23 protein-coding genes are annotated in these 25,038 nt (G+C 68.2%); 7 read left to right on the top strand and 16 right to left on the bottom strand.

Features of this window, described 5'->3' with window-relative positions; all coding sequences use genetic code 11:
• Window positions 1–81: 81 nt before the first annotated feature.
• Window positions 82–1,917: an acyl-CoA dehydrogenase gene (locus tag A5700_RS05660; RefSeq protein WP_068070271.1), complete on the bottom strand. Its 1,836-nt coding sequence runs from the start codon at window positions 1,915–1,917 to the stop codon at window positions 82–84.
• A gap of 201 nt (window positions 1,918–2,118) precedes the next feature.
• Between A5700_RS05660 and A5700_RS05655 the strand changes: the two genes are divergently transcribed.
• Window positions 2,119–3,186, top strand: coding sequence for an isopenicillin N synthase family oxygenase (locus A5700_RS05655; protein ID WP_068070270.1), 1,068 nt, complete (start codon window positions 2,119–2,121; stop codon window positions 3,184–3,186).
• Window positions 3,187–3,250: 64 nt separating this feature from the next.
• Complete coding sequence (locus A5700_RS05650) at window positions 3,251–3,739, top strand: flavin reductase family protein (RefSeq protein WP_068070269.1); 489 nt, start codon at window positions 3,251–3,253, stop codon at window positions 3,737–3,739.
• 19 nt (window positions 3,740–3,758) lie between these two features.
• Here A5700_RS05650 and A5700_RS25965 read toward each other — a convergent pair whose 3' ends face one another.
• From A5700_RS25965 to A5700_RS05625, 6 genes are all read right to left on the bottom strand, one after another.
• The gene (locus A5700_RS25965; RefSeq protein ID WP_156671091.1) at window positions 3,759–3,923 is read right to left on the bottom strand and encodes a hypothetical protein; all 165 of its coding nucleotides are present in this window, start codon (window positions 3,921–3,923) and stop codon (window positions 3,759–3,761) included.
• A 107-nt stretch (window positions 3,924–4,030) separates the two neighbouring features.
• On the bottom strand, window positions 4,031–4,777 hold the full coding sequence (locus A5700_RS05645; protein WP_068070268.1) for a succinate dehydrogenase/fumarate reductase iron-sulfur subunit: 747 nt from the start codon (window positions 4,775–4,777) through the stop codon (window positions 4,031–4,033).
• A complete protein-coding gene (locus A5700_RS05640; RefSeq protein WP_068070267.1) occupies window positions 4,774–6,693 on the bottom strand; it encodes a fumarate reductase/succinate dehydrogenase flavoprotein subunit in 1,920 nt (639 codons plus the stop codon). Before A5700_RS05640 ends, A5700_RS05645 begins: the two co-directional genes overlap by 4 nt.
• Before the next feature lie 44 nt (window positions 6,694–6,737).
• The gene (locus tag A5700_RS05635; RefSeq protein ID WP_068070266.1) at window positions 6,738–7,565 is read right to left on the bottom strand and encodes a hypothetical protein; all 828 of its coding nucleotides are present in this window, start codon (window positions 7,563–7,565) and stop codon (window positions 6,738–6,740) included.
• 91 nt (window positions 7,566–7,656) lie between these two features.
• The gene (locus A5700_RS05630) at window positions 7,657–7,953 is read right to left on the bottom strand and encodes a hypothetical protein (protein WP_068070265.1); all 297 of its coding nucleotides are present in this window, start codon (window positions 7,951–7,953) and stop codon (window positions 7,657–7,659) included.
• Window positions 7,954–8,256: 303 nt separating this feature from the next.
• On the bottom strand, window positions 8,257–8,703 hold the full coding sequence (locus tag A5700_RS05625) for an Hsp20/alpha crystallin family protein (protein ID WP_068070264.1): 447 nt from the start codon (window positions 8,701–8,703) through the stop codon (window positions 8,257–8,259).
• 217 nt (window positions 8,704–8,920) lie between these two features.
• Here A5700_RS05625 and nirB point away from each other — a divergent pair, with 217 nt between their 5' ends.
• Together nirB and nirD are read left to right on the top strand one after the other, a co-directional pair.
• Complete coding sequence (nirB, locus tag A5700_RS05620; RefSeq protein WP_082960495.1) at window positions 8,921–11,539, top strand: nitrite reductase large subunit NirB; 2,619 nt, start codon at window positions 8,921–8,923, stop codon at window positions 11,537–11,539.
• Window positions 11,540–11,552: 13 nt separating this feature from the next.
• Window positions 11,553–11,909, top strand: a complete 357-nt coding sequence (nirD, locus tag A5700_RS05615; RefSeq protein ID WP_068070262.1) for a nitrite reductase small subunit NirD — start codon at window positions 11,553–11,555, stop codon at window positions 11,907–11,909.
• On the opposite strand, the gene A5700_RS05610 is transcribed toward nirD, so the two are convergent.
• From A5700_RS05610 to A5700_RS05580, 7 genes are all read right to left on the bottom strand, one after another.
• Window positions 11,906–12,358 carry a hypothetical protein gene (locus A5700_RS05610; RefSeq protein WP_068070261.1) on the bottom strand — a complete coding sequence of 151 codons (453 nt, stop codon included), beginning with the start codon at window positions 12,356–12,358 and terminating at the stop codon, window positions 11,906–11,908. The genes nirD and A5700_RS05610 overlap by 4 nt on opposite strands.
• Window positions 12,359–12,389: 31 nt before the next feature.
• On the bottom strand, window positions 12,390–13,133 hold the full coding sequence (locus tag A5700_RS05605) for a sirohydrochlorin chelatase (RefSeq protein WP_068204517.1): 744 nt from the start codon (window positions 13,131–13,133) through the stop codon (window positions 12,390–12,392).
• The gene (locus tag A5700_RS05600; protein WP_156671095.1) at window positions 13,124–14,275 is read right to left on the bottom strand and encodes a uroporphyrinogen-III synthase; all 1,152 of its coding nucleotides are present in this window, start codon (window positions 14,273–14,275) and stop codon (window positions 13,124–13,126) included. Before A5700_RS05600 ends, A5700_RS05605 begins: the two co-directional genes overlap by 10 nt.
• 89 nt (window positions 14,276–14,364) lie before the next feature.
• Window positions 14,365–15,792, bottom strand: coding sequence for an MFS transporter (locus A5700_RS05595; RefSeq protein ID WP_068070286.1), 1,428 nt, complete (start codon window positions 15,790–15,792; stop codon window positions 14,365–14,367).
• A 516-nt stretch (window positions 15,793–16,308) separates the two neighbouring features.
• Window positions 16,309–17,220 carry a biotin-dependent carboxyltransferase family protein gene (locus tag A5700_RS05590; RefSeq protein WP_068070258.1) on the bottom strand — a complete coding sequence of 304 codons (912 nt, stop codon included), beginning with the start codon at window positions 17,218–17,220 and terminating at the stop codon, window positions 16,309–16,311.
• Window positions 17,221–17,235: 15 nt separating this feature from the next.
• Window positions 17,236–17,910 carry an allophanate hydrolase subunit 1 gene (locus tag A5700_RS05585; protein ID WP_068070257.1) on the bottom strand — a complete coding sequence of 225 codons (675 nt, stop codon included), beginning with the start codon at window positions 17,908–17,910 and terminating at the stop codon, window positions 17,236–17,238.
• A gap of 111 nt (window positions 17,911–18,021) precedes the next feature.
• A complete protein-coding gene (locus A5700_RS05580) occupies window positions 18,022–19,026 on the bottom strand; it encodes an ABC transporter substrate-binding protein (RefSeq protein WP_068070256.1) in 1,005 nt (334 codons plus the stop codon).
• A gap of 247 nt (window positions 19,027–19,273) precedes the next feature.
• Between A5700_RS05580 and A5700_RS05575 the strand changes: the two genes are divergently transcribed.
• Window positions 19,274–20,677 (top strand): NarK family nitrate/nitrite MFS transporter, encoded by a 1,404-nt coding sequence (locus tag A5700_RS05575; RefSeq protein ID WP_068070255.1) that lies wholly within the window; start codon window positions 19,274–19,276, stop codon window positions 20,675–20,677.
• On the opposite strand, the gene A5700_RS05570 is transcribed toward A5700_RS05575, so the two are convergent.
• Entirely contained in the window at window positions 20,674–21,954 is a 1,281-nt protein-coding gene (locus tag A5700_RS05570) for a DNA polymerase domain-containing protein (RefSeq protein ID WP_068204514.1), read from the bottom strand. The genes A5700_RS05575 and A5700_RS05570 overlap by 4 nt on opposite strands.
• A 58-nt stretch (window positions 21,955–22,012) precedes the next feature.
• Here A5700_RS05570 and fadD2 point away from each other — a divergent pair, with 58 nt between their 5' ends.
• Complete coding sequence (fadD2, locus tag A5700_RS05565; protein ID WP_068070285.1) at window positions 22,013–23,701, top strand: long-chain-fatty-acid--CoA ligase FadD2; 1,689 nt, start codon at window positions 22,013–22,015, stop codon at window positions 23,699–23,701.
• A gap of 15 nt (window positions 23,702–23,716) precedes the next feature.
• Here fadD2 and A5700_RS05560 read toward each other — a convergent pair whose 3' ends face one another.
• Window positions 23,717–24,073: an ATPase gene (locus tag A5700_RS05560; protein ID WP_068070253.1), complete on the bottom strand. Its 357-nt coding sequence runs from the start codon at window positions 24,071–24,073 to the stop codon at window positions 23,717–23,719.
• A 585-nt stretch (window positions 24,074–24,658) separates the two neighbouring features.
• Between A5700_RS05560 and A5700_RS26525 the strand changes: the two genes are divergently transcribed.
• Window positions 24,659–24,979: a hypothetical protein gene (locus A5700_RS26525; protein WP_197504143.1), complete on the top strand. Its 321-nt coding sequence runs from the start codon at window positions 24,659–24,661 to the stop codon at window positions 24,977–24,979.
• Window positions 24,980–25,038: the final 59 nt, after the last annotated feature.

Below are 25,038 nucleotides of genomic sequence, written 5' to 3'. Positions count from 1 at the left end.
GTCGGGCGCGGGTCGCCGACGAGAAATCCCCCGCTTCCCTTGCCGGGAAACGGGGGATTTCTGCGTCTGCCCTCGGTTGGCCTAGAAGGCGGCCTCGTCGAGCTCCATGATGTCGTTGTCCAGCGTCTCGATGACCTCGCGGGTGCTGGCCAGCAGCGGCAGGAAGTTCTTCGCGAAGAACGACGCCACCGCGATCTTGCCCTCGTAGAACGACCGGTCCTCGCCGCTGGCGCCGGCGTCCAGCGCCTGCACCGCGACGGCGGCCTGACGCTGCAGCAGCCACCCGATCACCAGGTCGCCGACGCTCATCAGGAAGCGCACCGAGCCCAGGCCCACCTTGTACAGGCTGGTCACGTCCTCTTGCGCCGCCATCAGGTAACCGGTCAGCGTGGCCGCCATCCCTTGCACGTCGGCCAGCGCCTTGGCCAGCAGCTCGCGCTCGGTCTTGAGCCGCCCGTTGCCGGACTCGCTGTCGACGAACTTCTGGATCTCACCCGACACGTGGGCCAACGCCACACCCTTGTCGCGGACGATCTTGCGGAAGAAGAAGTCCTGCGCCTGGATGGCCGTGGTGCCCTCGTAGAGGGAGTCGATCTTGGCGTCGCGGATGTACTGCTCGATCGGGTAGTCCTGCAGGAAGCCGGAACCACCGAAGGTCTGCAGGCTCTCGGTGAGCTTGGCGTACGCCTGCTCCGAGCCCACCCCCTTGACCACCGGCAGCATCAGGTCGTTGACCTTGACCGCCAGCTCCGCGTCCACGCCGTGCACCGCCTCGGCGACCGCCGCGTCCTGGTAGGTCGCGGTGTAGAGGTACAGCGCGCGCAGACCCTCGGCGTAGGCCTTCTGGGTCATCAGCGAGCGGCGCACGTCGGGGTGGTGCGTGATGGTCACCCGCGGCGCGGTCTTGTCGGTCATCTGCGTCAGGTCGGCGCCCTGCACGCGCGACTTGGCGTATTCCAACGCGTTGAGGTAGCCCGTCGACAGGGTCGCGATGGCCTTCGTGCCGACCATCATGCGCGCCTGCTCGATGACCTCGAACATCTGCGCGATGCCGTTGTGCACCTCGCCGACGAGCCAACCCTTGGCGGGCACGTCGTGCTGGCCGAAGGACAGCTCGCAGGTCGCGGAGACCTTCAGACCCATTTTGTGCTCGACGTTGGTGACGAAGACGCCGTTGCGCTCGCCCAGCTCACCGGTCTCGAAGTCGAACAGGAACTTGGGCACGAAGAACAGCGACAGGCCCTTGGTGCCGGGGCCGGCGCCCTCGGGGCGGGCCAGCACCAGGTGGAAGATGTTCTCGAACAGGTCGTCGGAGTCGGCGGAGGTGATGAACCGCTTCACACCGTCGATGTGCCAGGAGCCGTCCTCCTGCTGGACCGCCTTGGTACGGCCGGCGCCGACGTCGGAACCCGCGTCGGGCTCGGTCAGCACCATCGTGGAGCCCCAGCCGCGCTCGGCGCAGATGACGGCCCACTTGCGCTGCTCCTCGGTGCCGAGGTGGTACAGGATGTTGGCGAAGCCGGCGCCACCGCCGTACATCCAGACGGCCGGGTTGGCGCCGAGCAGGTGCTCGTGCAGCGCCCAGACCAGCGCGCGGGGCATCGGCATGCCGCCGAGCACCTCGTCGATGCCGACCTTGTCCCAGCCCGCGTCGGTGACGGCGCGGACGGACTTCTTGAAGGACTCCGGCAGGGTCACCGAATGCGTCTTCGGGTCGAAGACCGGCGGGTTGCGGTCACCCTCGACGAAGGAGTCCGCGACCGGACCCTCGGCGAGACGGCTGATCTCGGTCAACATTTCCTGGGCTGTGTCGGCGTCCAGGTCGGCGTACTCGCCCTGGCCCAGCGCCTTCTCAACGCCCAGGACCTCGAACAGGTTGAATACCTGGTCACGGACGTTGCTCTTGTAGTGGCTCACTACAGGTCCTCCTCGTTGAGAATGCCACTTGTGGTTGGGTACTAGGTCTAAGTTACCCACCAGTAACACCGCTAAAATATCGCTAGCGTCAGACGTATGCAAGCAAATGTGAGCTACATTTCATTGCCTAATTAACCAACCGGTTGGGCTACTTAAACCCGGGCCGCCCGCGGCCGCTCTAGCTGCGGTGATGATGGAATCATGACGACTGTGCCAGGTGTCCCCGCCACCGCCGACGAGATCGCCACCGTCGACCTGCGGGCCGGCGCCGGAGCCCTGCGGGAGAGCCTGCGGGCGGCCGGTCATGACGTCGGGTTCTTCTATCTGATCGGCCACGACGTGCCGCCAGCGCTGACGACGCGGCTGCTGGCGGCGGCGCGCCGGCTGTTCGCGCTGCCACAGCGGGACAAGGACGCCGTCGCGATGGTGCGCAGCCCGCACTTCCGCGGCTACACCCGGCTCGGGGGTGAGCTGACCCGCGGCGAGGTGGATTGGCGCGAGCAGATTGATATCGGCCCGCAACGGCCGCCGATCGCCGGCCTGGGCCCTTCGGACTACCGCTGGTTGCAGGGCCCCAACCAGTGGCCGGCCGCGCTGCCGGAACTCCCCGGCGTGGTGGCGGAGTGGGACGCCGCGCTCTCGCGGGTCGCGCGCACCCTGCTTCGGCACTGGGCGGCGTCCTTGGGCAGTCCGCCCGACGTGTTCGACGCGGCCTTCGCCGGGGCGCCGGCGACCCTGATCAAGATCATCCGGTATCCGGCCGGCGCTGCCAGCGCGCAGGGCGTGGGTGCGCACCGCGACTCCGGCGTGCTGACGCTGCTGTTGGCCGAGCCAGGCAGCCGCGGGCTGCAGGTGCGCCGTGACGGCGGTGACTGGGTGGACGTGCCGCCGCGCGACGGGGCGTTCATCGTCAATATCGGGGAACTGCTGGAGGTGGCGACGGGTGGCTACCTGCGCGCCACCGAGCACCGCGTCGACCTGCGCGGCGCGCGCGCCGAGCGCATCTCGGTGCCGTTCTTCTTCAACCCGCGGCTGGACGCCCAGGTCCCGCTGCTGACGCTGCCGGCCGAGCTCACCGCGCCCGGCGCTGACGGCTGGACCCCGACGCGCGATCCATCGGACCCGATGTTCTCGGTCTACGGGCGCAACGCCTGGAAGAGCAGGTTGCGGGCGCATCCGGACGTGGCCGCCGCGCACGGTTTCCGGGCGGGCGACGCCGGGCCCGGTCGCGAGCCGGCCCGCAAGCCGGTCGAGCAGGGGCGATCGTGAGGCCGCCGGCGGTGGCAGGTAGGGTCGCCGATGTCAATCTGTCTCCGGCTCTAGGGGCGATCCGGTGAACTCGAACAACCAGCTGACACCGTCCTCGCTTCGCGAGGCCTTCGGTCACTTCCCCTCCGGGGTGGTCGCGATCGCCGCCGAGGTGAACGGCATCCGCGAGGGCTTGGCCGCCAGCACCTTCGTGCCCGTCTCACTCGATCCGCCCCTCGTCTCGTTCTGTGTGCAGAACACGTCGACGACATGGCCCAAGCTCAAGGACCTGCCGATGCTCGGCATCAGCGTCCTCGGCGAATCGCACGACGAGGCCGCGCGAACCCTGGCCGCCAAGACGGGCGACCGGTTTGCGGGGCTGGAGACGGTGTCGCGATCCACCGGCGCGGTGTTCATCAAGGGCACCGGCCTGTGGCTGGAGAGTTCGATCGAGCAGACGATCCCGGCGGGCGACCACACCATCGTCGTGCTGCGGGTCAGCGAGGTCACCGTGGACGCCGACGTCGCGCCCATCGTGTTTCACCGCAGCGCATTCCGCCGACTCGGCGTCTGAGCGCCCGCGGCGGTTCCGGTCAGGGCCGGTGGCTCAATTCCTGCCGGAAGTCCTCGATGCGGTGCTCGATCTCGGCGGCGTCGCCGTGCCGCCCCTCCTTGTGGGCCAGCTGGGCCCGCACCGACAACTGCCGGATCGCCGTGCGAATCTGGTTGATACTGGCGGTTTCTCGGGTCAAATTCATCGACTGCCTTTCCGGTCGTAGCTCGACCGCCGTTACCGGCGGCGCGACAGGACGCAGTTTCGGTTACCCGATGCCACCCGGCCCATAACGCCGGGCGGGCACCGGATTCAGCGACGGAACAGCTTGTTGCCCAACCACACCACGGGGTCGTACTTGCGGTCGGCGACCCGTTCTTTCATCGGAATCAGCGCGTTGTCGGTGATCTTGATGTTCTCCGGGCACACCTCGGTGCAGCACTTGGTGATGTTGCAGTAGCCGAGGCCATGCTGTTCTTGCGCCTGGTTGCGCCGGTCGAGCGTGTCCAGCGGGTGCATCTCCAGCTCGGCGATCCGCATCAGGAAACGGGGCCCGGCGAACGCCTTTTTGTTCTCCTCGTGGTCGCGGACCACGTGGCAGACGTTCTGGCACAGGAAGCACTCGATGCACTTGCGGAACTCCTGCGAGCGCTGCACATCCTGCTGAGCCATCCGGTACTCGCCGGGCTGCAGCTCCTTCGGCGGCGCGAACGCGGGGATCTCGCGGGCCTTCTCGTAGTTGAACGAGACGTCGGTGACCAGGTCGCGGATCACGGGGAAGGTCCGCAGCGGCGTGACGGTGACAACCTCGTCCTCGGCGAACGTCGACATCCGGGTCATGCACAGCAGCCGGGGGTACCCGTTGATCTCCGCCGAGCACGAGCCGCACTTACCGGCCTTGCAGTTCCACCGCACGGCCAGATCCGGAGTTTGGGTCTGCTGCAGGCGGTGGATGATGTCGAGCACCACCTCGCCCTCGTTGACCTCGACCGTGAAGTCCTGCAACGCGCCGTTGGCGTCGTCGCCGCGCCACACGCGCATGGTCGCGTTGTAGGTCATTTCCCACTCCGTCCCGGATGGTCGGCCAACTCTTCGTCGGTGTAGTACTTCTCCAGCTCGCCGATCTCAAACAGCTCGAGCAGATCGGCCCGCATCGGCACCTGGTCCTTGCGGGTGACGGAGATGTCGGGGATCACCTCGTCACCGCCCGCGGCCTGGCAGACCAGCAGCACCTTGCGCCACGACGAGTCCATCGACGGGTGGTCGTCGCGGGTGTGCCCGCCGCGACTTTCGGTGCGCTGCAGCGCGGCCTTGGCGACGCACTCGCTGACCAGCAGCATGTTGCGCAGGTCGATGGCCAAGTTCCACCCGGGGTTGTACCGCCGGTCGCCGTCGACGTGGATGTGCTTGAACCGCTCCCGCAGCTTGTCGAGCCGCGCGAGGGCCTCGGTGATCTCTTCCTCCTTGCGGATGATCCCCACCAGGTCGTTCATCGACTGCTGCAGCTCCAGCTGAAGGGTGTAGGGGTTCTCCGCGGCGGCGCCGTTGGTCGGCGTCTCGAAGGGGGACAGGGCCCGCTTGGCGGCGGTCTCGACGGCGTCCTCGGCGATCGTCGGGCGGCTGGACAGGGCGCGCACGTAGTCGGCGGCGCCGAGGCCGGCGCGGCGCCCGAAGACCAGCAGGTCCGACAGCGAGTTACCCCCGAGCCGGTTGGAGCCGTGCATGCCGCCGGAGCACTCGCCCGCGGCGAACAACCCGGGAACGGTGGCGGCGCCGGTGTCGGCGTCCACCTCGACGCCGCCCATCACGTAGTGACAGGTCGGCCCGACCTCCATGGGCTCCTTGGTGATGTCGACACCGGCCAGCTCCTTGAACTGGTGGTACATCGACGGCAGCCGCCGGTTGATCTCGGCGGGTGTCAGCCGGGAGGCGATGTCGAGGTAGACGCCGCCGTGTGGGCTGCCCCGGCCGGCCTTGACCTCCGAGTTGATCGCGCGCGCGACCTCATCACGCGGCAGCAGGTCCGGGGTGCGGCGCGCCGAGTCGTTGTCCTTGAGCCACTGGTCGGCTTCGCTCTCGGACTCGGCGTACTGGCCCTTGAACACCGACGGGATGTAGTCGAACATGAACCGCTTGTCGTCGGAGTTCTTCAGCACGCCGCCGTCGCCGCGGACGCCTTCGGTGACCAGAATCCCCTTCACGCTGGGCGGCCACACCATCCCGGTCGGGTGGAACTGGACGAACTCCATGTTGATCAGGCTGGCGCCCGCGCGCAGCGCCAGCGCGTGCCCGTCGCCGGTGTACTCCCAGGAGTTGGAGGTGACCTTGAACGACTTGCCGATGCCGCCGGTGGCCAGCACCACGGCGGGGGCCTCGAACAGGATGAAGTTCCCGCTCTCCCGGATGTAGCCGAAGGCCCCGGCGATCGCGTCACCGTCCTTGATCAGCTCGGTGATCGTCGTTTCGGCGTACACCCGGATCCGGGCCTCGTAGTCGCCGAGTTCGGCGAAGTCCTCCTGTTGCAGCGAGACGATCTTTTGCTGCATGGTGCGGATCAGTTCCAGCCCGGTGCGGTCACCGACGTGGGCGAGCCGGGGGTAGGTGTGCCCGCCGAAGTTGCGCTGGCTGATCTTGCCGTCCTTCAGGCGGTCGAACAGCGCGCCGTAGGTCTCCAGCTCCCAGACCCGGTCCGGCGCCTCCTTGGCGTGCAGTTCGGCCATGCGCCAGTTGTTGAGGAACTTGCCGCCGCGCATGGTGTCGCCGAAGTGGGTCTTCCAGTTGTCCTTCGGGTTGGTGTTCCCCATGGACGCCGCGCAACCGCCCTCGGCCATCACGGTGTGGGCCTTGCCGAACAGCGACTTGCACACCACGGCGACCCGCAGGCCCCGCTCCCTGGCTTCGATGACCGCGCGCAAGCCCGCGCCGCCGGCACCGATCACGACCACGTCGTAGGAGTGCCGCTCAACCTCAACCATAGAACCTCGCTAAGCCGATATTTGGTGATGCGTGAATGGGCTTGTCAGCCAACGAATCTCAGGTCGGAGATGGTGCCGCTGGCCACCAGCGCGACGTAGAAGTCGGTGAGCATCAAGGTGCCCAGCGTGATCCACGCGAACAGTTTGTGGCGGGTGTTGATGACGCTGACCTGCGTCCAAATCCAATACCGGACAGGGTGCTTGGAGAAGTGCTTGAGCCGGCCGCCGGTGACGTGCCGGCAGGAGTGGCAGGACAGGGTGTAGATCCACAGCATGATGACGTTGCCCAGCAGGATCAGATTGCCCAGGCCGAAGCCGAATCCGCCCGGCCCGCTGTCGGAATGGAACGCGACGATCGCGTCGTAGGTGTTGATCACCGAGATGATGCCGGCGATGTAGAAGAAGTATCGGTGGGTGTTTTGCACGATCAGCGGGAATCGGGTCTCGCCCGTGTAGTGCTCGCGCGGTTCGGCGACCGCGCACGCGCTCGGCGACTGCCAAACGGTGCGGTAGTAGGCGCCGCGGTAGTAATAGCAGGTCAGGCGGAACAGCAGCAGGAACGGCAGCGACAGCGCCGCGTACGGCAGCCACCAGACGTCCGGGAGGAACTGCGGCCAGATGTCGCCCGCCTCACCGCAGCCCTTGCTGACGCACGGCGAGTAGAACGGCGTCAGGTAGTGGTATTTCGGGACGAAGAAGTAGTTCTGCTGGAATGCGCGGACCGTCGCGTAAATGAGGAACGCGGCGAAGCCGAGGTCGATACGCAACGGCGACATCCACCACCGGTCGGTGCGGAGGGTGCGTTGCGGAATGCGGGCGCGCGTCGGTGAAAAGACACCGGACGCAGGACGGTTCGCCGCGGGTGCGCTCATGTGATGTGTTCCTCTTCGAACGGGCTGTAGGTCGAAGGTTACACAGACAGGACGCCCCCGCGGGCGGGGGGCTTGTGTTGCCGGCCGCTTATCAGGCCCGGTTGTGACCCCCGACACCTTCGTCGTCGACGTCGCGCCAGAAGGCGCTGTCGTACGGGGTGTCGGGGATGGAGATCTTGTCGCCGGATTGCTGCACGGTGGCGCGCGCCAGGTCCAGTTCGGAGACATCGGTGTCGAGCAGCTGGACGTCGCTGAGGATGCGGTCGGCGTCGATCACGATGCGGCGCATCGCCGGGCTGTCGCCGTAGCGCGACCGCAATGAGGTCACACACCGCCGCAGGCCGCCGATGAGGTCGTGCAGCTCGGCGAGTTCAGTAGTGGTGGTCAACGTCGGTCTCCTCGCGGTAACAGTGTCATGGATCACACGGCTGCCTCGATACTAACCATGTCGCCCGCGTTGTGTGGGCCAGGTCACGTGCAACCGTGCGAGGAGCAAAGCCGGTCGGCACGTCGCCGACGCCGGGTGTGCGGGCGCGGGTGCCGCGGAACCACCCGTCGCGGCAAACCCCCGGAAAGACGCGTGTCACGCCCTGCGGCGGCCCGGCGGGCGACCGAGCCGGCGACGGGCCTGGTGTTTCGACAGCCGAAAGCCCGGCGCAGCGCGGCGCTGCGCCGGGCTCGGCTCCCGCTCTTACTTCGTGATGGCGATCCGCTGGGCCTGCTGCCCGGCGTAGGCGCCGGCGACCCGTACGGTCAGCACCCCGGCGTCGTACGACGCGGTGACGGCGTCCCCGGTGACGTGGGCCGGCAACCGGAACGACCGGCGGAATGATCCGTACCGGATCTCCCGCAGCGTGCGGCCGCTCGCCTCCTCCGCGTGCTCGTCGCGGTGCTCACCGTGAACCACCAGTCGGGTTGCCCCGTGGCTCGAGTCGACCTCGACGGTGACGTCCTTCTCGACGTCGACGCCGGGCAGCTCCAGCCGCACGACGGCGTCGTCGCCGTCGCGAATGACGTCTGCCGCCGGGCTGAACCCGTTCGCGACGGGCTTGTTCCAGTCCGCGGCCGGGCCGAAGACATCGCGCAACCACCGGTCGGTGTCCCAGGCCGGACGCGACCACAGTGCGAGACTGCTCATGACGATCTCCTTACGCTTGCGTGTGAGTTGGCTGTGACCGACGCGGTGTCGATCCGCTACATCTACAAACATGAGCCGACCACGCTTAAGTTCTACCTCGGCGTTCGCCCGCGGCGAACGAATATTCACAAGGGTGGCTGTGAAGTGTGAGATCCTCGTCATAGGTCGGTCACATTGTGCGAAGTGACCGTAATTTCCCGCCGCTACCCTCAAAGCCATGGCTGCAGACGGGATTTCGCGCGCGCACTGTGCGCCTCGTCACATCATCGTAGTTGGTCATGGCATGGTGGGGCACCGCTTCGTGGAGGCCCTGCGCGCCCGTGACACCGAGGGATTGTGGCGCATCACGGTTTTCGCCGAGGAGGCCGACGCGGCCTACGACCGCGTCGGATTGACGTCCTACACCGAGAGCTGGGACCGCACGCTGCTGGCGCTGCCCGGCAACGACTACGACGGTGACGAGCGAGTTCGGCTGGTCCTGAACCAGCGGGTGATTGAAATTGACCGCGGGACAGAGTCGGTCGTGACCGCCGACGGTCAGCGGCACGACTACGACGCGCTGGTGCTGGCGACGGGGTCCTACGCCTTCGTCCCGCCGGTGCCCGGTCACGACCTGGCCGCGTGTCACGTCTACCGGACGCTCGACGACCTCGACGCCATCCGCACCGACGCGCAGCGGGCGGCGCAGACCTCGCACGCCGCCGCCGGCGTCGTGATCGGCGGCGGCCTGTTGGGCCTGGAGGCCGCGAACGCGTTGCGTCAGTTCGGCTTACGGACCCACGTCGTCGAGATGATGCCCCGCCTGATGGCCCAGCAGATCGACGAGGCCGGCGGCGCGCTGCTGGCCAGGATGGTCGGCGACCTGGGCATCGAGGTGCACGTCGGCACCGGGACCGAGGCGATCGAACCCGTCGAGCACGACGACGGCACCGTGTCGGTGCGGGTGCGGCTCAGCGACGGTGAGGTGGTGCACGCCGGCGTAGTGATCTTTGCCGCCGGCGTCCGCCCCCGCGACGAGATCGCCAGGGCCGCGGGCCTGGAGCTCGGCGAGCGTGGCGGCGTCATGACCGATTTGGCTTGCCAGACAAGCGATCCCGACATTTACGCGATCGGTGAGGTCGCCGCGATCGGCGGGCGCTGCTACGGCCTGGTCGGCCCCGGCTACACGTCGGCTGAAGTGGTTGCCGACCGGTTGCTGGACGGCGTCGCGGAATTTGGCGAGGCCGATCTGTCGACGAAGCTGAAGCTGCTCGGCGTCGACGTCGCGAGCTTCGGTGACGCCATGGGCAGCACCGAGAACTGCCTCGAGGTCGCGATCAACGATGCGGTCAACCGGACCTACGCCAAGCTGGTGCTCTCCGACGACGCCAAGACTCTGCTGGGCGGCGTGCTGGTGGGTGACGCCTCGTCGTACGGCGTGCTGCGGCCCATGGTCGGCAGCGAGCTGCCGGGGGACCCGCTCGCGCTCATCGCGCCCGCCTCCGGTGAGGCCCCGGCGCTCGGTGTTGGGGCGCTGCCGGACTCGGCGCAGATCTGCTCGTGCAACAACGTCACCAAGGGCGACCTGAAGTGCGCGATCGCCGACGGCTGCGCCGACGTGCCCGCGCTGAAGTCGTGCACCGCGGCCGGAACCTCGTGCGGGTCCTGCGTGCCACTGCTCAAGCAGCTGCTCGAGGCCGAGGGCGTGGAGCAGTCCAAGGCGCTGTGCGAGCACTTCAGCCAGTCGCGGGCCGAGCTGTTCGAGATCATCTCGGCCACCGAGATCCGCACCTTCTCCGGCCTGCTGGAGCGCTTCGGCCGCGGCAGGGGCTGCGACATCTGCAAGCCGGTGGTCGCGTCGATCCTGGCGTCGACCGGCTCCGACCACATCCTGGAGGGCGAGCAGGCCGCGCTGCAGGACTCCAACGACCACTTCCTGGCCAACATCCAGAAGAACGGCAGCTACTCGGTGGTGCCGCGGGTGCCGGGCGGTGACATCAAACCCGAACACCTGGTGCTGATCGGCCAGATCGCCCAGGACTTCGGCCTGTACACCAAGATCACCGGCGGGCAGCGGATCGACATGTTCGGCGCCCGGGTGGACCAGCTGCCGGAGATCTGGAAGCGGCTGGTCGACGGTGGCATGGAGTCCGGCCACGCCTACGGCAAGTCGCTGCGCACGGTGAAGAGCTGCGTCGGCACCGACTGGTGCCGCTACGGGCAGCAGGATTCGGTGCAGTTGGCCATCGATTTGGAGCTGCGCTACCGCGGGTTGCGGGCTCCGCACAAGATCAAGATGGGCGTCTCGGGGTGCGCGCGCGAATGCGCCGAGGCCCGCGGCAAGGACGTCGGTGTCATCGCCACCGAGAAGGGTTGGAACCTTTATGTCGGCGGCAACGGCGGCATGACGCCCAAGCACGCCCAGCTGCTGGCCAGCGACCTCGACACCGAGACGTTGGTCCGCTACGTCGACCGGTTCCTCATGTACTACATCCGCACCGCGGACCGGCTGCAGCGCACCGCGCCGTGGGTCGACTCGTTGGAAGGCGGCCTGGACCACGTGCGTGAGGTCGTGTGCGAGGACTCGTTGGGCCTGGCCGCGGAATTCGAGGCGGCCATGGAGCGGCACGTCGACAACTACAAGTGCGAGTGGAAGGGCGTGCTCGAAGACCCGGACAAGCTGTCGCGGTTCGTGTCCTTCGTCAACGCCCCGGACGCCGTCGACCCGACGGTGACCTTCACCGAGCATGCCGGGCGCAAGATTCCCGTGTCCATCGGCATGCCGAAGATCCGAGCGCAGTCCGCCGCCGGCGACACGAACCAAGGCGTCGCCGTGATCGACGAGCCGCGCCACTGAATCGGAAGGAATCATGACGCTCCTCAACGACATTCAGGTGTGGACGACCGCCTGCGCCTACGACCGGCTGATCCCGGGCCGCGGCGTCGGTGTGCTGCTCGACGACGGCGCCCAGGCGGCGCTGTTCCGGCTGGACGACGGCTCGGTGTACGCCATCGGCAACGTCGACCCGTTCTCGGGTGCGGCGGTGCTCTCCCGCGGGATCGTCGGCGACCGGGGTGGCCGGATCGCGGTCCAGTCGCCGATTCTGAAGCAGGCGTTCTCGCTGGAAGACGGTGAGTGCCTTGACGATCCGAGCTATTCGGTGCCGGTGTACCCCGCGCGGGTCACGGCCGACGGCCTGGTGCAGGTCGGCCGCGTCGCCGGTTAGCGGGTGATGTCGCCGACCAGGTAGCGCTGCATCGTCGGCCCGATGGCGTCGACGATCTGGTCCACCGACATCGAGTGCAGTGGCTCCGAGCGGATGCCGTAACGCATGATGCCCAGGCCGACCAGCTGCGAGGCGCACAGCGATGCCCGCATCGCGACCTTGTCGGCGCCCAAGATCTTCAGCAGCGGGCCGAACACCGGACCGATGAACATGTTCTGCACGACTTCGGCGGTCTTGGCCATGCCGGTGGAGGCGATCGCGCTGGCGGCGAACGGGCCGCCACCGGCGGCGTCCCAGGTGGTGATCAGCGTCCGCAGCGTGCGGCGGCCCACCTGATTGACGCCCCCGGTGACCATGCGGTCGATGAATTCCGGTGTGCCGAACGGCAACCGCAGCATCTTGGCGACGGGGTCTAAGAGCCCGTGCGACGGCTCTTCGCGGCGCGGCATGGTGCCAGGATCGCCGCTATCGCGGCAAAGATCAAGCGACCGCGCGGCGCGGCTGCCCGGACGCGTGCCGGGCCGTCGGGGCGAGGGCGGGCGGCATGGCGCGGCGAAAGCGGCTCGCGACGAGCCTAGCCAGCCCGGGGTGGGTGCTCAGCGGCTCGCTGACCAGATCCGCGCCGCAGTCGCGCAGCCGCTGCTGAAACAGCCCGTCGGCCAGCAGGTAGGAGGCGACCGCGACGCGCCCGCCGTGGCGCCGGGCCTGCGCGCGGGCCGCGCGAACCGCGTCGGCGACCGTCGGCTCACCGGTGGCGACGAAGCCCAGGCTGACGCGCGTGCCGGTCAGCGCCGAAAGCAGCGTGGCGGTGGTGTGCAGGTCGGCCCGCGCCATGTCGTCCGACGTTCCGGCCGCCGCGAGTACCACCGAATCGCCTGGGCGCCAACCGGATTCGACAAGCTTATCGCTGACGATGCGCGCGATCTGTCCGCTGGGCCCCAAGGCGGGAGTGACGACGACGTTGGGGTGCCGGCTCGCCTCGACATGGGCGGGCAGGTCGGTGCGCACGTGGTAGCCGCGGGACAGAAACGCCGGTACGACAATGGCGGGGCCGCCGCTGTTCCGCACGGAGCCGAGCACCTGGCTGGGGTCCGGACCCAGCACGTCGACGAAGCAGACGTGGACGTCGCGGCCGAGCAACGAACCGACCTGCGTCGCAAGCCCCTCCATCATCGCGACACCGCCGGGGCGGCGGGTGCCGTGCGCGGCGAGAATCAGCGCCATGGTGCACTCCCCAGGTCGTCGACGGCCAACCGGTAGCCACGCTTGACGACGGTCGCCACGATGTTCTTGTCGCCCAACGCCGTCCGCAACCGCAGCACCGCAGTGTCCACGGCGTGCGGGTCGTTGCTGTTGCCGGGTAGCACCCGGAGCAGGTCGTTGCGGGCCACCACGTCGCCGGGTCGCTGCGCGAGCGCCCGCAGCGTCGCCATGCCGGAGCCGGACAGCGCCTTGACCGATCCGTCCACCAGCACGCAGGTCCCGCGGATCTCGAGCTCGTGGCCGGCCGCGTTGACGGTGCACGACCGCCGCGGCGGCAGCTCCTGGGCGATGTGTCTGGCCAACGCGCCCAACCGCATTCGTTCCGGCGATGACGTCGGGATGCCGGCGCGCACCAACGGCTGGGAGGTCACCGGGCCGACGCACATCGCGTGGACGTCGGTGCGAAGCGCTTGCAGGAGGCGGTCTTCGATTCCCAGCTCGCGGCTGCGCTCGAGGACGGCCGCTCCGGCGGGGGCGGACGTGAAGGTCACCGCGTCGAACTGGCGCCGGGCAATGGAGGCGACGAGTTGGTCGAAGTCGCCGCCTGGCGGCGCCGGCTTCCAGCGGTACACGTGGATGGGCATCACTTCGGCGCCGGCCGCGCGCAGGCCTTCGATGAACTCCGGGAACGGATCCCAGCCGTCGGCGGCGCCGTGCAACTGCACGGCGATGCGCTTGCCGGCCACTCCCGAGTCGAGCAGGTAATTGAGGACCTCGCGCGATGACTCGGACTTCGGTGACCATTCCTCGTGCAGGCCCGTGGCGCGCAGCGCCCCGGTCGCTTTGGGACCCCGCGCCACGATCCGCGACTCGCCCAGCGACGCCAGCAGCTGCGTGGCCAGACCCCACCCGTCGGCCGCGGCGATCCAGCCCCGGAAGCCGATTCCGGTGTGCGCGACCAAGATATCGGGCGGCTGGGCGATCACCGCTTGGGTGTGGCTCTGCAACTCGTCGTCGTCGGGCAGCGCGATGATGTTGATGGCCGCGGCGCTGAAGACCTCCGCGCCGTTACGGCGCAGCAGCGCGGACAACTCCTCGGCGCGGTTCGCCGACGTCACGGCGATCCGATAGCCGGTCAGCGGCGCCGAGTCGGGCGGGGCCAGTTGTGGGGCCATATGAACTGTGTATGCCTGTGACGTTTCCGTTGCGTTACCGAGTAATTGCTGCGTCATTGCTCTCATTGCGAATCCGCTCACACCTGTGCCGGTTCGACTTCCGGCGCCGCGCTTAGCAACTGCGCCACCGCGGGCCGCCGCACGTATACCGTCCAGGTCAGGTACGCCGACACCACGTAGGACGCCAAGAACGCCCAGTAGGCCGACGTCTCAGTGCCCGTGCTCAGGTACGACTGGCGTAGCGCCAAGTTTATTCCGACGCCGCCGAGTGCGCCCACCGCGGAGCAGATGCCGATCAACGCGCCCGACTTCGCTCGTGCCCACTGCCGGCGCGCGTCGTCGGTCAGCGCCAGGGCGCGGCTGCGGGCCTCGTACACCGACGGGATCAGCTTGAACACCGAACCGTTGCCCATTCCGGACAGCACGAACAGCACCATGAAACCGGTGACGTACCCGACCATGCTGGTCGAATGCGCGGCCGCGTGGTGATCGTCGATGGTGCCGATGGCGACGAGCAGACCGGCGGCCGCGGTCATGCCGGCCAGCACCCACAGGGTGACGCGGCTGCCGCCCCGACGATCGGCCAGCCTGCCGCCGTAGATGCGCGCGACGGAGCCCAGCAGCGGCCCGATGAAAGCCAGTTGCGCGGCGTGCAGGGCCGCGTGCTTGGCGCTCTCCCCGTTGTCCATGAAGTTGACCTGCATGACCTGTCCGAAGGCGAACGAAAACCCAATCCACGAGCCGAAGGTGGCGATGTAGAGCAGGGAGATCACATAGGTGTCGCGCTCGGCCAGGATCGAGCGCATGGTGGTCAGCTCGGTGCCGTGACCGATGTTGTCCATGAACACGGCCGCGAGGACGCCGACAACGGCCAGTAACACGAGGTACACCGCACACACCCAATAGGGCGCCTCGTGCCCGGCGGTGGCCAGCACCAGCAGGCCGACCAGCTGGACGACCGCGACTCCGAGGTTCGCGACACCGGCGTTGACGGCCATCGCCGCGCCCTTGAGCCGCTGCGGGTAGAACGCGTTGACGTTGGCCAGCGAAGCCGCGTAATTGCCGCCGCCCAGGCCGGTCAGCGCGGCGCACAATACGAAAGGCCACAGCGGCAGGCCGGGGTTGGCCAGCAGCACGATGGTCCCGACGGTGGGAATCAGCAACACGAAGGCCGAGAAGGTCGTCCAGTTGCGGCCGCCGAATTTCGCGATCCCGAGCGTGTAGGCGATGCGGGCGGCTCCGCCGACCAGGGTGGCGACGGCGCCGAGCAGCAGCTTGTCGCCCGCGGAGAAGCCGTACACGGACTGCGGCATGAACAACGCCATGACGGGCCACAGGGTCCAGATCGAGAAGGCCACGTGGTCACCCGCGATGGTGCACAACAGGTTGCGGCGCGCGATGCTCTTGTTGCCGCCATCCCAGGCTGCCGCGTCCTCGGGGTTCCAGTCCGCGATGCGTCGGGCCCGGGCCGCCCGCTGGGCACGAAGCGCCTGCGCGAGCGTCATGCGGAACAGACCGTCCAGCAAAACGCCAGTGGCCGTACAGTTCTCACACCGCCGTCGGCGCTCACCTCGTAGGCCCGCATCCTGTTCCTCTCGTCACGCCACCCCTCGTCCGCGCGTCCCGACGTCGTCCGGCGCGCGACGTCGGGCATCGTCAGGGGAAAAGCGGATGGACTCAGGCAGCGACGCCTGGATGGACATTGTGCGGGCCGCCATGTGAAGAGGCTTGTCGCGCCGCCAATTTCGATATTCACACTTACGACGTCACCGGGTCAACTCGACGTTGCGGAAAACGGCTGGGGGTTGTTTACGAGTTATCTGCAAGGAACCTGAGCGAGTTGACGGGTTGGCAACATGCCTGGTCAGCGCCGTCACGAGTGCCCAACGGCGTGATCCGCGGTTGCTACGACGAATTCGCAGTGGGCGTGACTCGGCGAATGCAAGCGCAGTTGTTGTGAGCTGCAATACATTCGGTTAAACCAAATAATGCAGCCTTGTCGTCTGCGCTGGCGCGCCCGCTCACCCCAGGCCGGCGCTGCCGGCGTGCGACGGCACCGGTGTCGCCGCCCGGGGCCGCGCCCAGTGCAGTCGCACGGTCTGGCCGGGGCGCACTTGGGCGAGCTTGTCGACGTCCCGGTCGATCACGACGCCGATGACCGGGTAGCCGCCGGTGACCGGATGATCGGGACCCAAGATCACGGGCAAGCCGTTCGGTGGCACCTGGATCGCGCCGCGGGTGGTGCCCTCGCTGGGCAGCTGCCGGTCCGGGTAGCAGTGCTGCAGCGGTCGCCCGACGAGCCGCGCCCCCACCCGGTCGCTGCGGTCGGAGACCACCCAATCGGTGTGCACCAGCGCGTCGGGCTCCACGAACCAGCCGTCGCGTGGGCCGGGCACGGCCAGCAACTCGACCACGTCGCCGGTGATCGCCGCCACCGGCGCCTGGTCCAGCTCGGGGTAGTCGTCGCTGGGGTCGCCGATCGGCAGCCGGTCACCGGCGCGCAGCGGCGCCGGGCCGATGGCCGAGAGCACATCGTGGCTGCGGGAGCCCAAGACCGGCTCGACGTCGATGCCGCCGCGCACGGCGAGGTAGCTCCGCACACCCCATCGCGGCGCCCCGAGCGTGATCACCTGTCCGTCGTGCACGCGATGAATGCTGTTGGTGCCGAACTTGATTCCGTTGACGGCGGGGTCCCCGTCGGCGCCGGTGACGGCGATGTCGGCGTCGCCGCCGCGGACCCGCGCCGAGAAGCCGCCCAGGGTCACTTCGACGGTGGCGCGGTCGTCGGGGTTGGCCACCAGCCGATTGGCCAGCCGGTGGGCGCCGCGGTCGGCCGCTCCGGAACGGCCGACGCCGAGGTGCGCCAAGCCGGGGCGGCCGAGGTCCTGCAGAACGGCGGACGGCCCGGGACTGAGTACTTCGAGGATGGGCACGGCGGTTCCCTTCGCTCAGATGGCCCGAAACCGGACCCAGCCGCCTTGCGTCAGCAACGCCGGGTCGGGTCGTTCCAAATCCCACAGCGTCGCGTCGGTGTGACCGATGAGTTGCCAACCGCCCGGCGAGCGGCGCGGGTACACGGCGCTGAATTCGCCCGCCAGGGCCACCGAGCCGGCCGGCACCGCGGTGCGGGGCTCGGCCCGCCGCGGCACCCGCAGGCGCGGATCGCCGTCGACGAGGTAGGCGAAACCCGGGGCGAACCCGCTGAAACCGACTCGCCACGGCATCGCGGTGTGCGCCTCGATCACCTGCGCGACGGTCAAGCCGGTGTGCTCGGCGACGGCGGCCAGGTCCGGCCCGTCGTAGACGACGTCGATCACGACGTCGACGTCGGTGGGCGGCGCTGACGCCGACGCGGCGTCGACGTGCATCGTGCGCAACCGCTGCCGGATCGCCCCCTGCCGGCGGGCGTCGGCCAGCTTGACCAGCACCGTGCGGGCGGCCGGCACCACGTCGAGCACCCCGGGCAGCGCGGCGCTGCACAACGCGGCGGTCCACGCCAAAACCTCTGCGGTGCTTCCACATTGCAGCATCAGCGCCTGGTCGCCGTAGTCGAAAACCGTGTTGCCCACCAGCTCGCTGGGCAGCTGCTTGGGCACGTCGCTCGCCACGTCCGTCACGCTCATTACTCGACGGTAACCCCGCGCGCGGGGGCTGGGCGAGGCCCAGGCCCGGGATTTTCGAGCACTGCCAGAGCTGCCTTAGCGAACGCTCACACAGCGGCCCGGCGGCACGCCTCAGCCCAGAATCTTGCCGATGAGCGGGGGCAATTGGTCGGCGACCAACGGGTAGCTCAACGGCGAGGCGAACGCGATGGCCCCCGCTTGCTCCTTGGTGGTGAACAGGTGCCGGTTCTGCGCGGTCGCCTGGGACGCGGCCACTTCGGGGTCGGCCAGCACCGCCTTTTGGTCGTCGGGACTTTGGGTCGTCCAGATCACCACGTCGGCCGAATCGAGCACGGTTTTGATGTGATCGCGGGGGATGACGGCGCGCTGGCCATTGGCGAACGGCTTGATGCTGTCGGCGATGACCAGTCCCATCTGGTTCAAGAAGTCGGTGCGCCAGCCCGCCGCCGTCGCGACGACGCTGCCCTGCCACAGCGTGCCCTGCACGAGCAACGCCTTCTTGCCGGTCCACTGGCTGTTCTTCTTGCCGATCTCGGTGAACTTCTGGTCGACGGCGTCGATCAGCGATTTCATCTGGCCGGACTGAAAGACGGCCTGTCCCACGGTGCTGGCCTGGTCCTTCCACGGCTCGAAGAAGGCGTCGCCGCCCGACTGCGCGATGGTCGGGGCGATCGCGATCAGCTTCTGGTAGGTGTCGGAGTCCAGGCCGGCGTTGATCGCCACGATCAGGTCCGGCTTGAGTCGGGCGATCTGGTCCACGGGGATGCCGTTGTCCAGGTTGAGCACCACCGGCTGCGCCCCGCCGAGTTTCTGAGCGGACCACGGCCACACAGCGAACGGCTGGTCGCCGAACCAATTGGTCACCGCGACCGGGACCACGCCGACGGCCAGCAGGTCGTCCTGCTCGGTGTAGCCGGCGCTGACCACGCGCTTGGGCGGCTCCTTGATGACGGTCTCACCGAAGAGGTGGGTGATGGTGACCGACCCGGCGCCGGCGTTGTTCGCTGCCGGTTGCCGCGAGGAACATGCCGCCAAGCCCGTCGTTCCGGCGATCGCGGCGAGCCCGCTAGCCCCTGCGAGCTGCAAGAATCCCCGTCGACCCCAACCCTGTCGCATCGCGTGAGAGTATCGCGTCCCCGCCGCGCGCTCGCACCGCCGCGCTGTTGAGCCCGCTCGGGCCCGTGGCAAAGATCTGACAAACGGCCTCTGGCCGTTGCGATCTGGACGTATCGCGGCCGTAACTGCGCACGCCACCTCCGGTAACAGGGCGTCCCTACCGTCGAGAGGTCAGTGCACACGCCGAGGTGTCCCTGGTCTTTCCGGCCACGTTGCACACGCCTCGATCGACAGAAAGCCCCGACAGATGACCCTGACGACCACGCCCGTCCTGCAGCCCGCGCCGCCGCGCGGGCGCCACACGGGGCGGCACTGGATCGACGAGTGGCGGCCCGAAGACCCGACGTTCTGGGAGACCACCGGAAAACCGATCGCGCGGCGCAACCTGATCTTCTCGATCTTCGCCGAGCACATCGGTTTCAGCGTGTGGATGCTGTGGAGCATCGTGGTCGTCCACATGACCGCCGTCAGCGTCCCCGGGCACCCCGCTCACGCGGCCGCCTCCGGGTGGGCGCTGACGCCCAGCCAGGCGCTGTGCCTGGTCGCCGTGCCCAGCGGTGTCGGCGCGTTGCTGCGGCTCCCGTACACGTTCGCGGTGCCGGTGTTCGGTGGACGGAACTGGACGACGATTTCGGCGAGCCTGCTGCTGATTCCGTGCCTGTTGCTGGCGTGGGCGGTGAATCACCCCCACATGCCGTTCGGCCTGCTCGTGGTGATCGCGGCGACGGCCGGCTTCGGCGGCGGCAACTTCGCGTCGTCGATGTCGAACATCTCGTTCTTCTACCCGGAGAACGAAAAGGGCTGGGCGCTGGGCCTCAACGCCGCCGGCGGCAACATCGGCGTCGCGGTGGTGCAGAAGGTCATCCCCGCCATCGTCGTCGCGGGCGGCGGCGTCGCGCTGGCGCGCGCGGGCCTGTTCTACGTGCCGCTGGCCGTGGTGGCCGCGGTGCTCGCCTTCCTGTTCATGAACAACCTGAGCGAGGCCAAGGCCGACGTGAAGCCGGTGTGGCAGTCGCTGCGGCACCGCGACACCTGGGTCATGTCACTGCTCTACATCGGCACCTTCGGTTCCTTCATCGGTTACTCCGCGGCGTTCCCGACGCTGCTCAAGACGGTGTTCGGGCGCGGTGACATCGCCCTGACCTGGGCCTTCCTCGGGGCGGGCATCGGCTCGGTGCTGCGTCCGCTGGGCGGGAAGCTGGCCGACCGGATCGGCGGGGCCCGCATCACCGCGGCCAGCTTCGTGATGCTCGCCCTCGGCGCGGCGGCCGCGCTGTGGTCCGTCAACGCCAAGAACCTGCCAGTGTTCTTCGCCAGCTTCATGTTCCTGTTCGTCGCCACCGGCATCGGCAACGGCTCGACCTACCGGATGATTTCGCGGATCTTCAAGATCAAAGGCGAGTTGGCCGGTGGGGACGCCGAGACCATGGTGCAGATGCGGCGTCAGGCGGCCGGTGCGCTCGGCATGATCTCTGCCGTGGGCGCCTTCGGCGGGTTCATCGTGCCCCTGGCGTACGCCTGGTCGAAGTCGCAGTTCGGCAGCATCGAGCCGGCGTTGCGGTTCTACATCGGCTTCTTCCTGGCCCTGCTGGTGGTCACCTACGCCTGCTACCTGCGCAAGCACGACGCGATCACGCGCGCGGGCATCTAGCCCGGCGGTTTCTGCCGGCCGCCGTACCCGTCCCACGGGGAGTAGTCGGCGATCAGGTCCTCCTGCGCCGGCCGCTCACCCGCCGGCACGTGCTGCAGGTTGATCCGGATCCGGTACCAGATCGAACTCGGCCCACGCATGCCGTCGACCAACACGTCCACCGGTTCCAGGCGTGCGGCCGCGGCGGGGTAGCGGGCCCGCCAGGTGTCCAGCGCCGCCATCGCCTCGGCCTTGGTCTTGGTGCGGGCGATCTCGATCAGCGGCATCGTCGATTGGCGCCGGCCGCCGGCCGTGGCGGCGCCCTTGGGCGCGCGTTCCGGGGGACCCATCTCCTCGGCGAGGATCAGCAGCCGGTCGAGGTCGCCCACCGCTTCGGCGGAGTCCATGCCGGCCCACGGGTCCCCGATGTCGGCCAGCCGGGCGGGCACGGTGTCGATGGTGAACGCCTCGGGCCGGCACTCGGGCACCTCGTCCCAGCGCAACGGCGTCGACACCCGGGCGTCGGGGGTAGCCCGCACCGAGTAGGCCGACGCCACGGTGCGATCCTTCGCGTTCTGGTTGAAGTCGACGAAGACGCCCTCGCGCTCCTCCTTCCACCAGCGACTGGTGGCGGCCTCGGGTGCACGGCGCTCCACTTCGCGGGCCACGGTTTGCGCGGCCAGCCGTACCAGGCGGAAGTCCCATCGCGGCGCGATCCGGGCGTAGATGTGAAAGCCCCTCGATCCCGAGGTCTTCGGCCACGGGGTCAGGCCGTAGTCCTCCAACACCTCGCGGGCCACCTGCGCCACGTCCACGATGCCCCGCCACGTGACGCCGGGCATCGGGTCGAGGTCGATGCGAAGCTCGTCGGGGTGGTCGAGGTCGGCGGCGCGCACCGGATGCGGGTTGAGGTCCACGCAGCCCAGGTTGACCGCCCACGCCAGCCCCGCGGCGTCGTGGATTACGGCCTCGGCGGCGGAAGTGCCTCGCGCATAACGTAATTCGGCGACATCCACCCACTCGGGACGGTTCTGCGGCGCCCGCTTCTGGAAGACCGCCTCCTGCGTGATGCCCTTGACGAAGCGCTTGAGGATCATGGGCCGGCCGGCGACTCCGCGCAGCGCCCCGTCGGCGACGGACAGGTAGTAACGGACGAGGTCGAGCTTGGTGTAAGGACCGGCGGGACGCCCGGTGGTTTCGTTCGAGGCCGCGTGGGGGAACATCACCTTGTCCGGATGAGTGATGGTGACCTGGCGCCCGGCCACCTCCATCTCGACCGGACGCGACATGCGGTTCATGGTAATTCGCCAGACCTTTCTGGCCGCGCTGAGACGGACGTCACATATGGTGGATTTCATGCCTAATCTCCTTGGCCTGCCCGGTCAGGCCGCCAAAGCCGTATCGAAGGTTCAGCAGTACGTCGAGCGCGGCTCCGCCGAGCTGCACTACGTCCGCAAAATCTTCGAGTCGGGCGCATTCCGCATCGAGCCGCCGCAGAACTACGCGGCGATGGCGGCCGACATCTACAAGTGGGGCGAGTTCGGCATGCTGCCGGCGCTCAACGCCAGGCGGCACCCCGACAAGGCGGCGTGCATCGACGAGGACGGCGAGTTCAGCTACCGCGAACTCGACGAGGCGGCGCACGCGGTGGCCAACGGGTTGCTCGAGATGGGCGTCAAGGGGGGAGACGGCGTCGCCATCCTGGCCCGCAACACCCGCTGGTTCCTCATCGCCAACTACGGCGCGGCGCGGGTCGGCGCCCGCATCATCCTGCTGAACAGCGAGTTTTCGGGCCCCCAGATCAAGGAGGTGTCCGAGCGGGAGGGCGCCAAGCTGATCATCTACGACGACGAGTACACCAAGGCGGTCAGCAAGGCCGAGCCGGAGCTGGGCAAGCTGCGCGCGCTGGCAACCAACCCGGACAGCGACGAGCCGTCCGGCAGCGACGACGAGACGCTTGCCGACCTGATCGAGCGCAGCAGTTCCGAGCCCGCACCCAAGGCGACTCGGCACGCGTCCATCATCATCCTGACCAGCGGCACCACCGGCACGCCGAAGGGCGCCAACCGCAGCACCCCGCCGACGCTGGCCCCGGTTGGCGGCATTTTGTCGCACGTCCCGTTCAAGGCCGGCGAGGTCACCTCGCTGCCGGCGCCGATGTTCCACGCGCTGGGCTACCTGCACGGCACCATCGCGATGTTCCTGGGTTCGACGCTGGTGTTGCGGCGCAAGTTCAAGCCGCCGCTGGTGCTCGAGGACATCGAGAAGTACAAGGTCACGGCCATGGTTGTGGTGCCCGTGATGCTGTCGCGGATCCTCGACACCATCGAAAAGATGGACAAAAAGCCCGACTTGTCGAGCCTGAAGATCGTGTTCGTGTCGGGGTCCGCGCTGGGCGCCGACCTGGCCGAGCGCTCGCTCAAGGACATCGGCCCGGTGATCTACAACATGTACGGGTCGACCGAGATCGCCTTCGCGACGATCGCCGAGCCCAAGCACCTGGAGTTCAACTCGTCGACCGTCGGGCCCGTGGTCAAGGGCGTGCGGGTCAAGATCTACGACGACAACGGCAAGGAGCTGCCGCAGGGCGAGGTCGGGCGGATCTTCGTCGGCAACGCGTTCCCGTTCGAGGGCTACACCGGCGGCGGCAAGAAGCAGATCATCGACGGGCTGCTGTCCTCGGGGGACGTCGGCTACTTCGACGAGCACGGCCTGCTCTACATCAGCGGGCGTGACGACGAGATGATCGTCTCGGGCGGCGAAAACGTGTTCCCCGCCGAGGTCGAGGACCTGATCACCGGGCACCCCGACGTGGTGGAAGCCACCGCGATCGGTGTCGAGGACAAAGAGTGGGGTCACCGGCTGCGCGCGTTCGTGGTCAAGAAGGACGACGCGGACCTCGACGAGGACACCATCAAGCACTACGTGCGCGACCACCTGGCGCGCTACAAGGTGCCCCGCGAGGTGATCTTCCTCGACGAGCTGCCGCGCAACCCCACCGGCAAGATCCTCAAGCGCGAGCTGCGCGAGATGGAGATCGACTAGCCGATCCCGCCGGCGTCAGCGCCGGTCCTTGATGGCTCGGGTGATCTGGGCCGTCAACTTGGGATCGATCAGCAGCTGGTCGATGAGCGCGGTCAGCACCTCCTGACCGGTGACGCGGGCGACGCCGAGTCGGTCGGCGGCCTCACGCTGCCAGATGTCGAGGGCCCGGTGCGTGGCCGCCGGCAGGTCGACGGTTCGGCGCGTCCGCTGACCGCGGCCCTGCTGGCTGGGCGCCGGCTGGCTGACGATGCGTTGGGGCGCGCCCGGCTGGCGGACGCTGGTGAGGCGTTCGGTCGGCGCGGCGTCGCCGGGGGGTGTGGGAGCGCGAAACGATCCGGCGCCGGGCCCGCTGTGGCCGGTATTGAAGTTCACTTCGGTGGTCTTCCTCCGTGAGTGCCAATCAGTAAATCAGCGCTCGATCATTGTCAGTTGATACTGATTCTCTCACCGCCATGCGCGGAAGTCCCGTCGCCGGGCCGCGGGAGCGCGGCCGTCGCGCGGCGTCGTCCGTGCGCCCGCGGCGGCCCGGGCCATATTGTCGCGGCGCATATTTGCGTGCTCTAAACGCCTGGTGGAACGCTCCGCGGATCGTTATTGATAATTAGCTGAGCACCGGCCTCAACGTTTTCCGGGCACCACTACTACCAGCCATCCGGTGCGATTTCGCGGAACTCATGAAATGGTCAAATGGTGTTGTACTGATCTACGCAGATCGGCTCAGCAGATCAGTACAGTGCCTGTGAGCAGCTTATATGCGTCGATCCATCAGTAGTCACAGAGGTACGCAATTCACAAAAGTGAAAATGCAGAAATGGCTCAGAAGCGAATTCAGCGAAACGCTGTAACTTAATTCACAGCAAAATAAAGCCTGAATTATCTTGTTTGCGGCAAAACGTCGCAGTAGCGTTCTTGGCAAGCGCAGACGTTTCGACGACAGGCTTTCGGAAGGAGCCCAAGATGACGATCTCCACTCGAGCCCTACGCGGCGCCGCCGCCAGCGCGATGGGTGCGGGAGCGGTCGCCGGCGCGCTGCTTTTCGGGGTTGCTCCCGCAGCGCAGGCCGCTCCCGCGCCCACCACTGGCATCGCCGTGGCCGGCCCGCACGGCGGCCCCAGCATCATTCCCGACCGGCCCGGTTGGGGCGGCGGCCATGGCGGCTGGGGTCATGGTGGCTGGGGTCGCGGTGGCTGGGGCCACGGCGGCTGGGGCCACGGCGGCTGGGGTCGCGGTGGCTGGGGCGGCGGCCTCCAGCACCACTGGTGGAATTGGTGGTGGTGAGACACCACCTCATGAGCGCCGGCCAGCCTCGACGTGCCGACATCCCTAGGCTGGCCGGC

The organism is Mycobacterium sp. E1214 (assembly GCF_001666755.1).
GTDB lineage: Bacteria > Actinomycetota > Actinomycetes > Mycobacteriales > Mycobacteriaceae > Mycobacterium.
Note: the sequence above shows the minus strand (reverse complement) of the source record. Positions and strands in the feature narration are given on the sequence as shown.

Bases quoted from the DNA above. Each gene is read 5' to 3' on its own strand.
- A5700_RS05655 (WP_068070270.1), top strand. From the start codon at position 2,119: ATGACGACTGTGCCAGGTGTCCCCGCCACCGCCGACGAGATCGCCACC.
- A5700_RS25965 (WP_156671091.1), bottom strand. From the start codon at position 3,923: ATGAATTTGACCCGAGAAACCGCCAGTATCAACCAGATTCGCACGGCG.
- A5700_RS05645 (WP_068070268.1), bottom strand. From the start codon at position 4,777: ATGACCTACAACGCGACCATGCGCGTGTGGCGCGGCGACGACGCCAAC.
- A5700_RS05640 (WP_068070267.1), bottom strand. From the start codon at position 6,693: ATGGTTGAGGTTGAGCGGCACTCCTACGACGTGGTCGTGATCGGTGCC.
- A5700_RS05635 (WP_068070266.1), bottom strand. From the start codon at position 7,565: ATGAGCGCACCCGCGGCGAACCGTCCTGCGTCCGGTGTCTTTTCACCG.
- A5700_RS05625 (WP_068070264.1), bottom strand. From the start codon at position 8,703: ATGAGCAGTCTCGCACTGTGGTCGCGTCCGGCCTGGGACACCGACCGG.
- nirB (WP_082960495.1), top strand. From the start codon at position 8,921: ATGGCTGCAGACGGGATTTCGCGCGCGCACTGTGCGCCTCGTCACATC.
- nirD (WP_068070262.1), top strand. From the start codon at position 11,553: ATGACGCTCCTCAACGACATTCAGGTGTGGACGACCGCCTGCGCCTAC.
- A5700_RS05610 (WP_068070261.1), bottom strand. From the start codon at position 12,358: ATGCCGCGCCGCGAAGAGCCGTCGCACGGGCTCTTAGACCCCGTCGCC.
- A5700_RS05605 (WP_068204517.1), bottom strand. From the start codon at position 13,133: ATGGCGCTGATTCTCGCCGCGCACGGCACCCGCCGCCCCGGCGGTGTC.
- A5700_RS05595 (WP_068070286.1), bottom strand. From the start codon at position 15,792: ATGACGCTCGCGCAGGCGCTTCGTGCCCAGCGGGCGGCCCGGGCCCGA.
- A5700_RS05585 (WP_068070257.1), bottom strand. From the start codon at position 17,910: ATGAGCGTGACGGACGTGGCGAGCGACGTGCCCAAGCAGCTGCCCAGC.
- A5700_RS05580 (WP_068070256.1), bottom strand. From the start codon at position 19,026: ATGCGACAGGGTTGGGGTCGACGGGGATTCTTGCAGCTCGCAGGGGCT.
- A5700_RS05575 (WP_068070255.1), top strand. From the start codon at position 19,274: ATGACCCTGACGACCACGCCCGTCCTGCAGCCCGCGCCGCCGCGCGGG.
- A5700_RS05570 (WP_068204514.1), bottom strand. From the start codon at position 21,954: ATGAACCGCATGTCGCGTCCGGTCGAGATGGAGGTGGCCGGGCGCCAG.
- fadD2 (WP_068070285.1), top strand. From the start codon at position 22,013: ATGCCTAATCTCCTTGGCCTGCCCGGTCAGGCCGCCAAAGCCGTATCG.
- A5700_RS26525 (WP_197504143.1), top strand. From the start codon at position 24,659: ATGACGATCTCCACTCGAGCCCTACGCGGCGCCGCCGCCAGCGCGATG.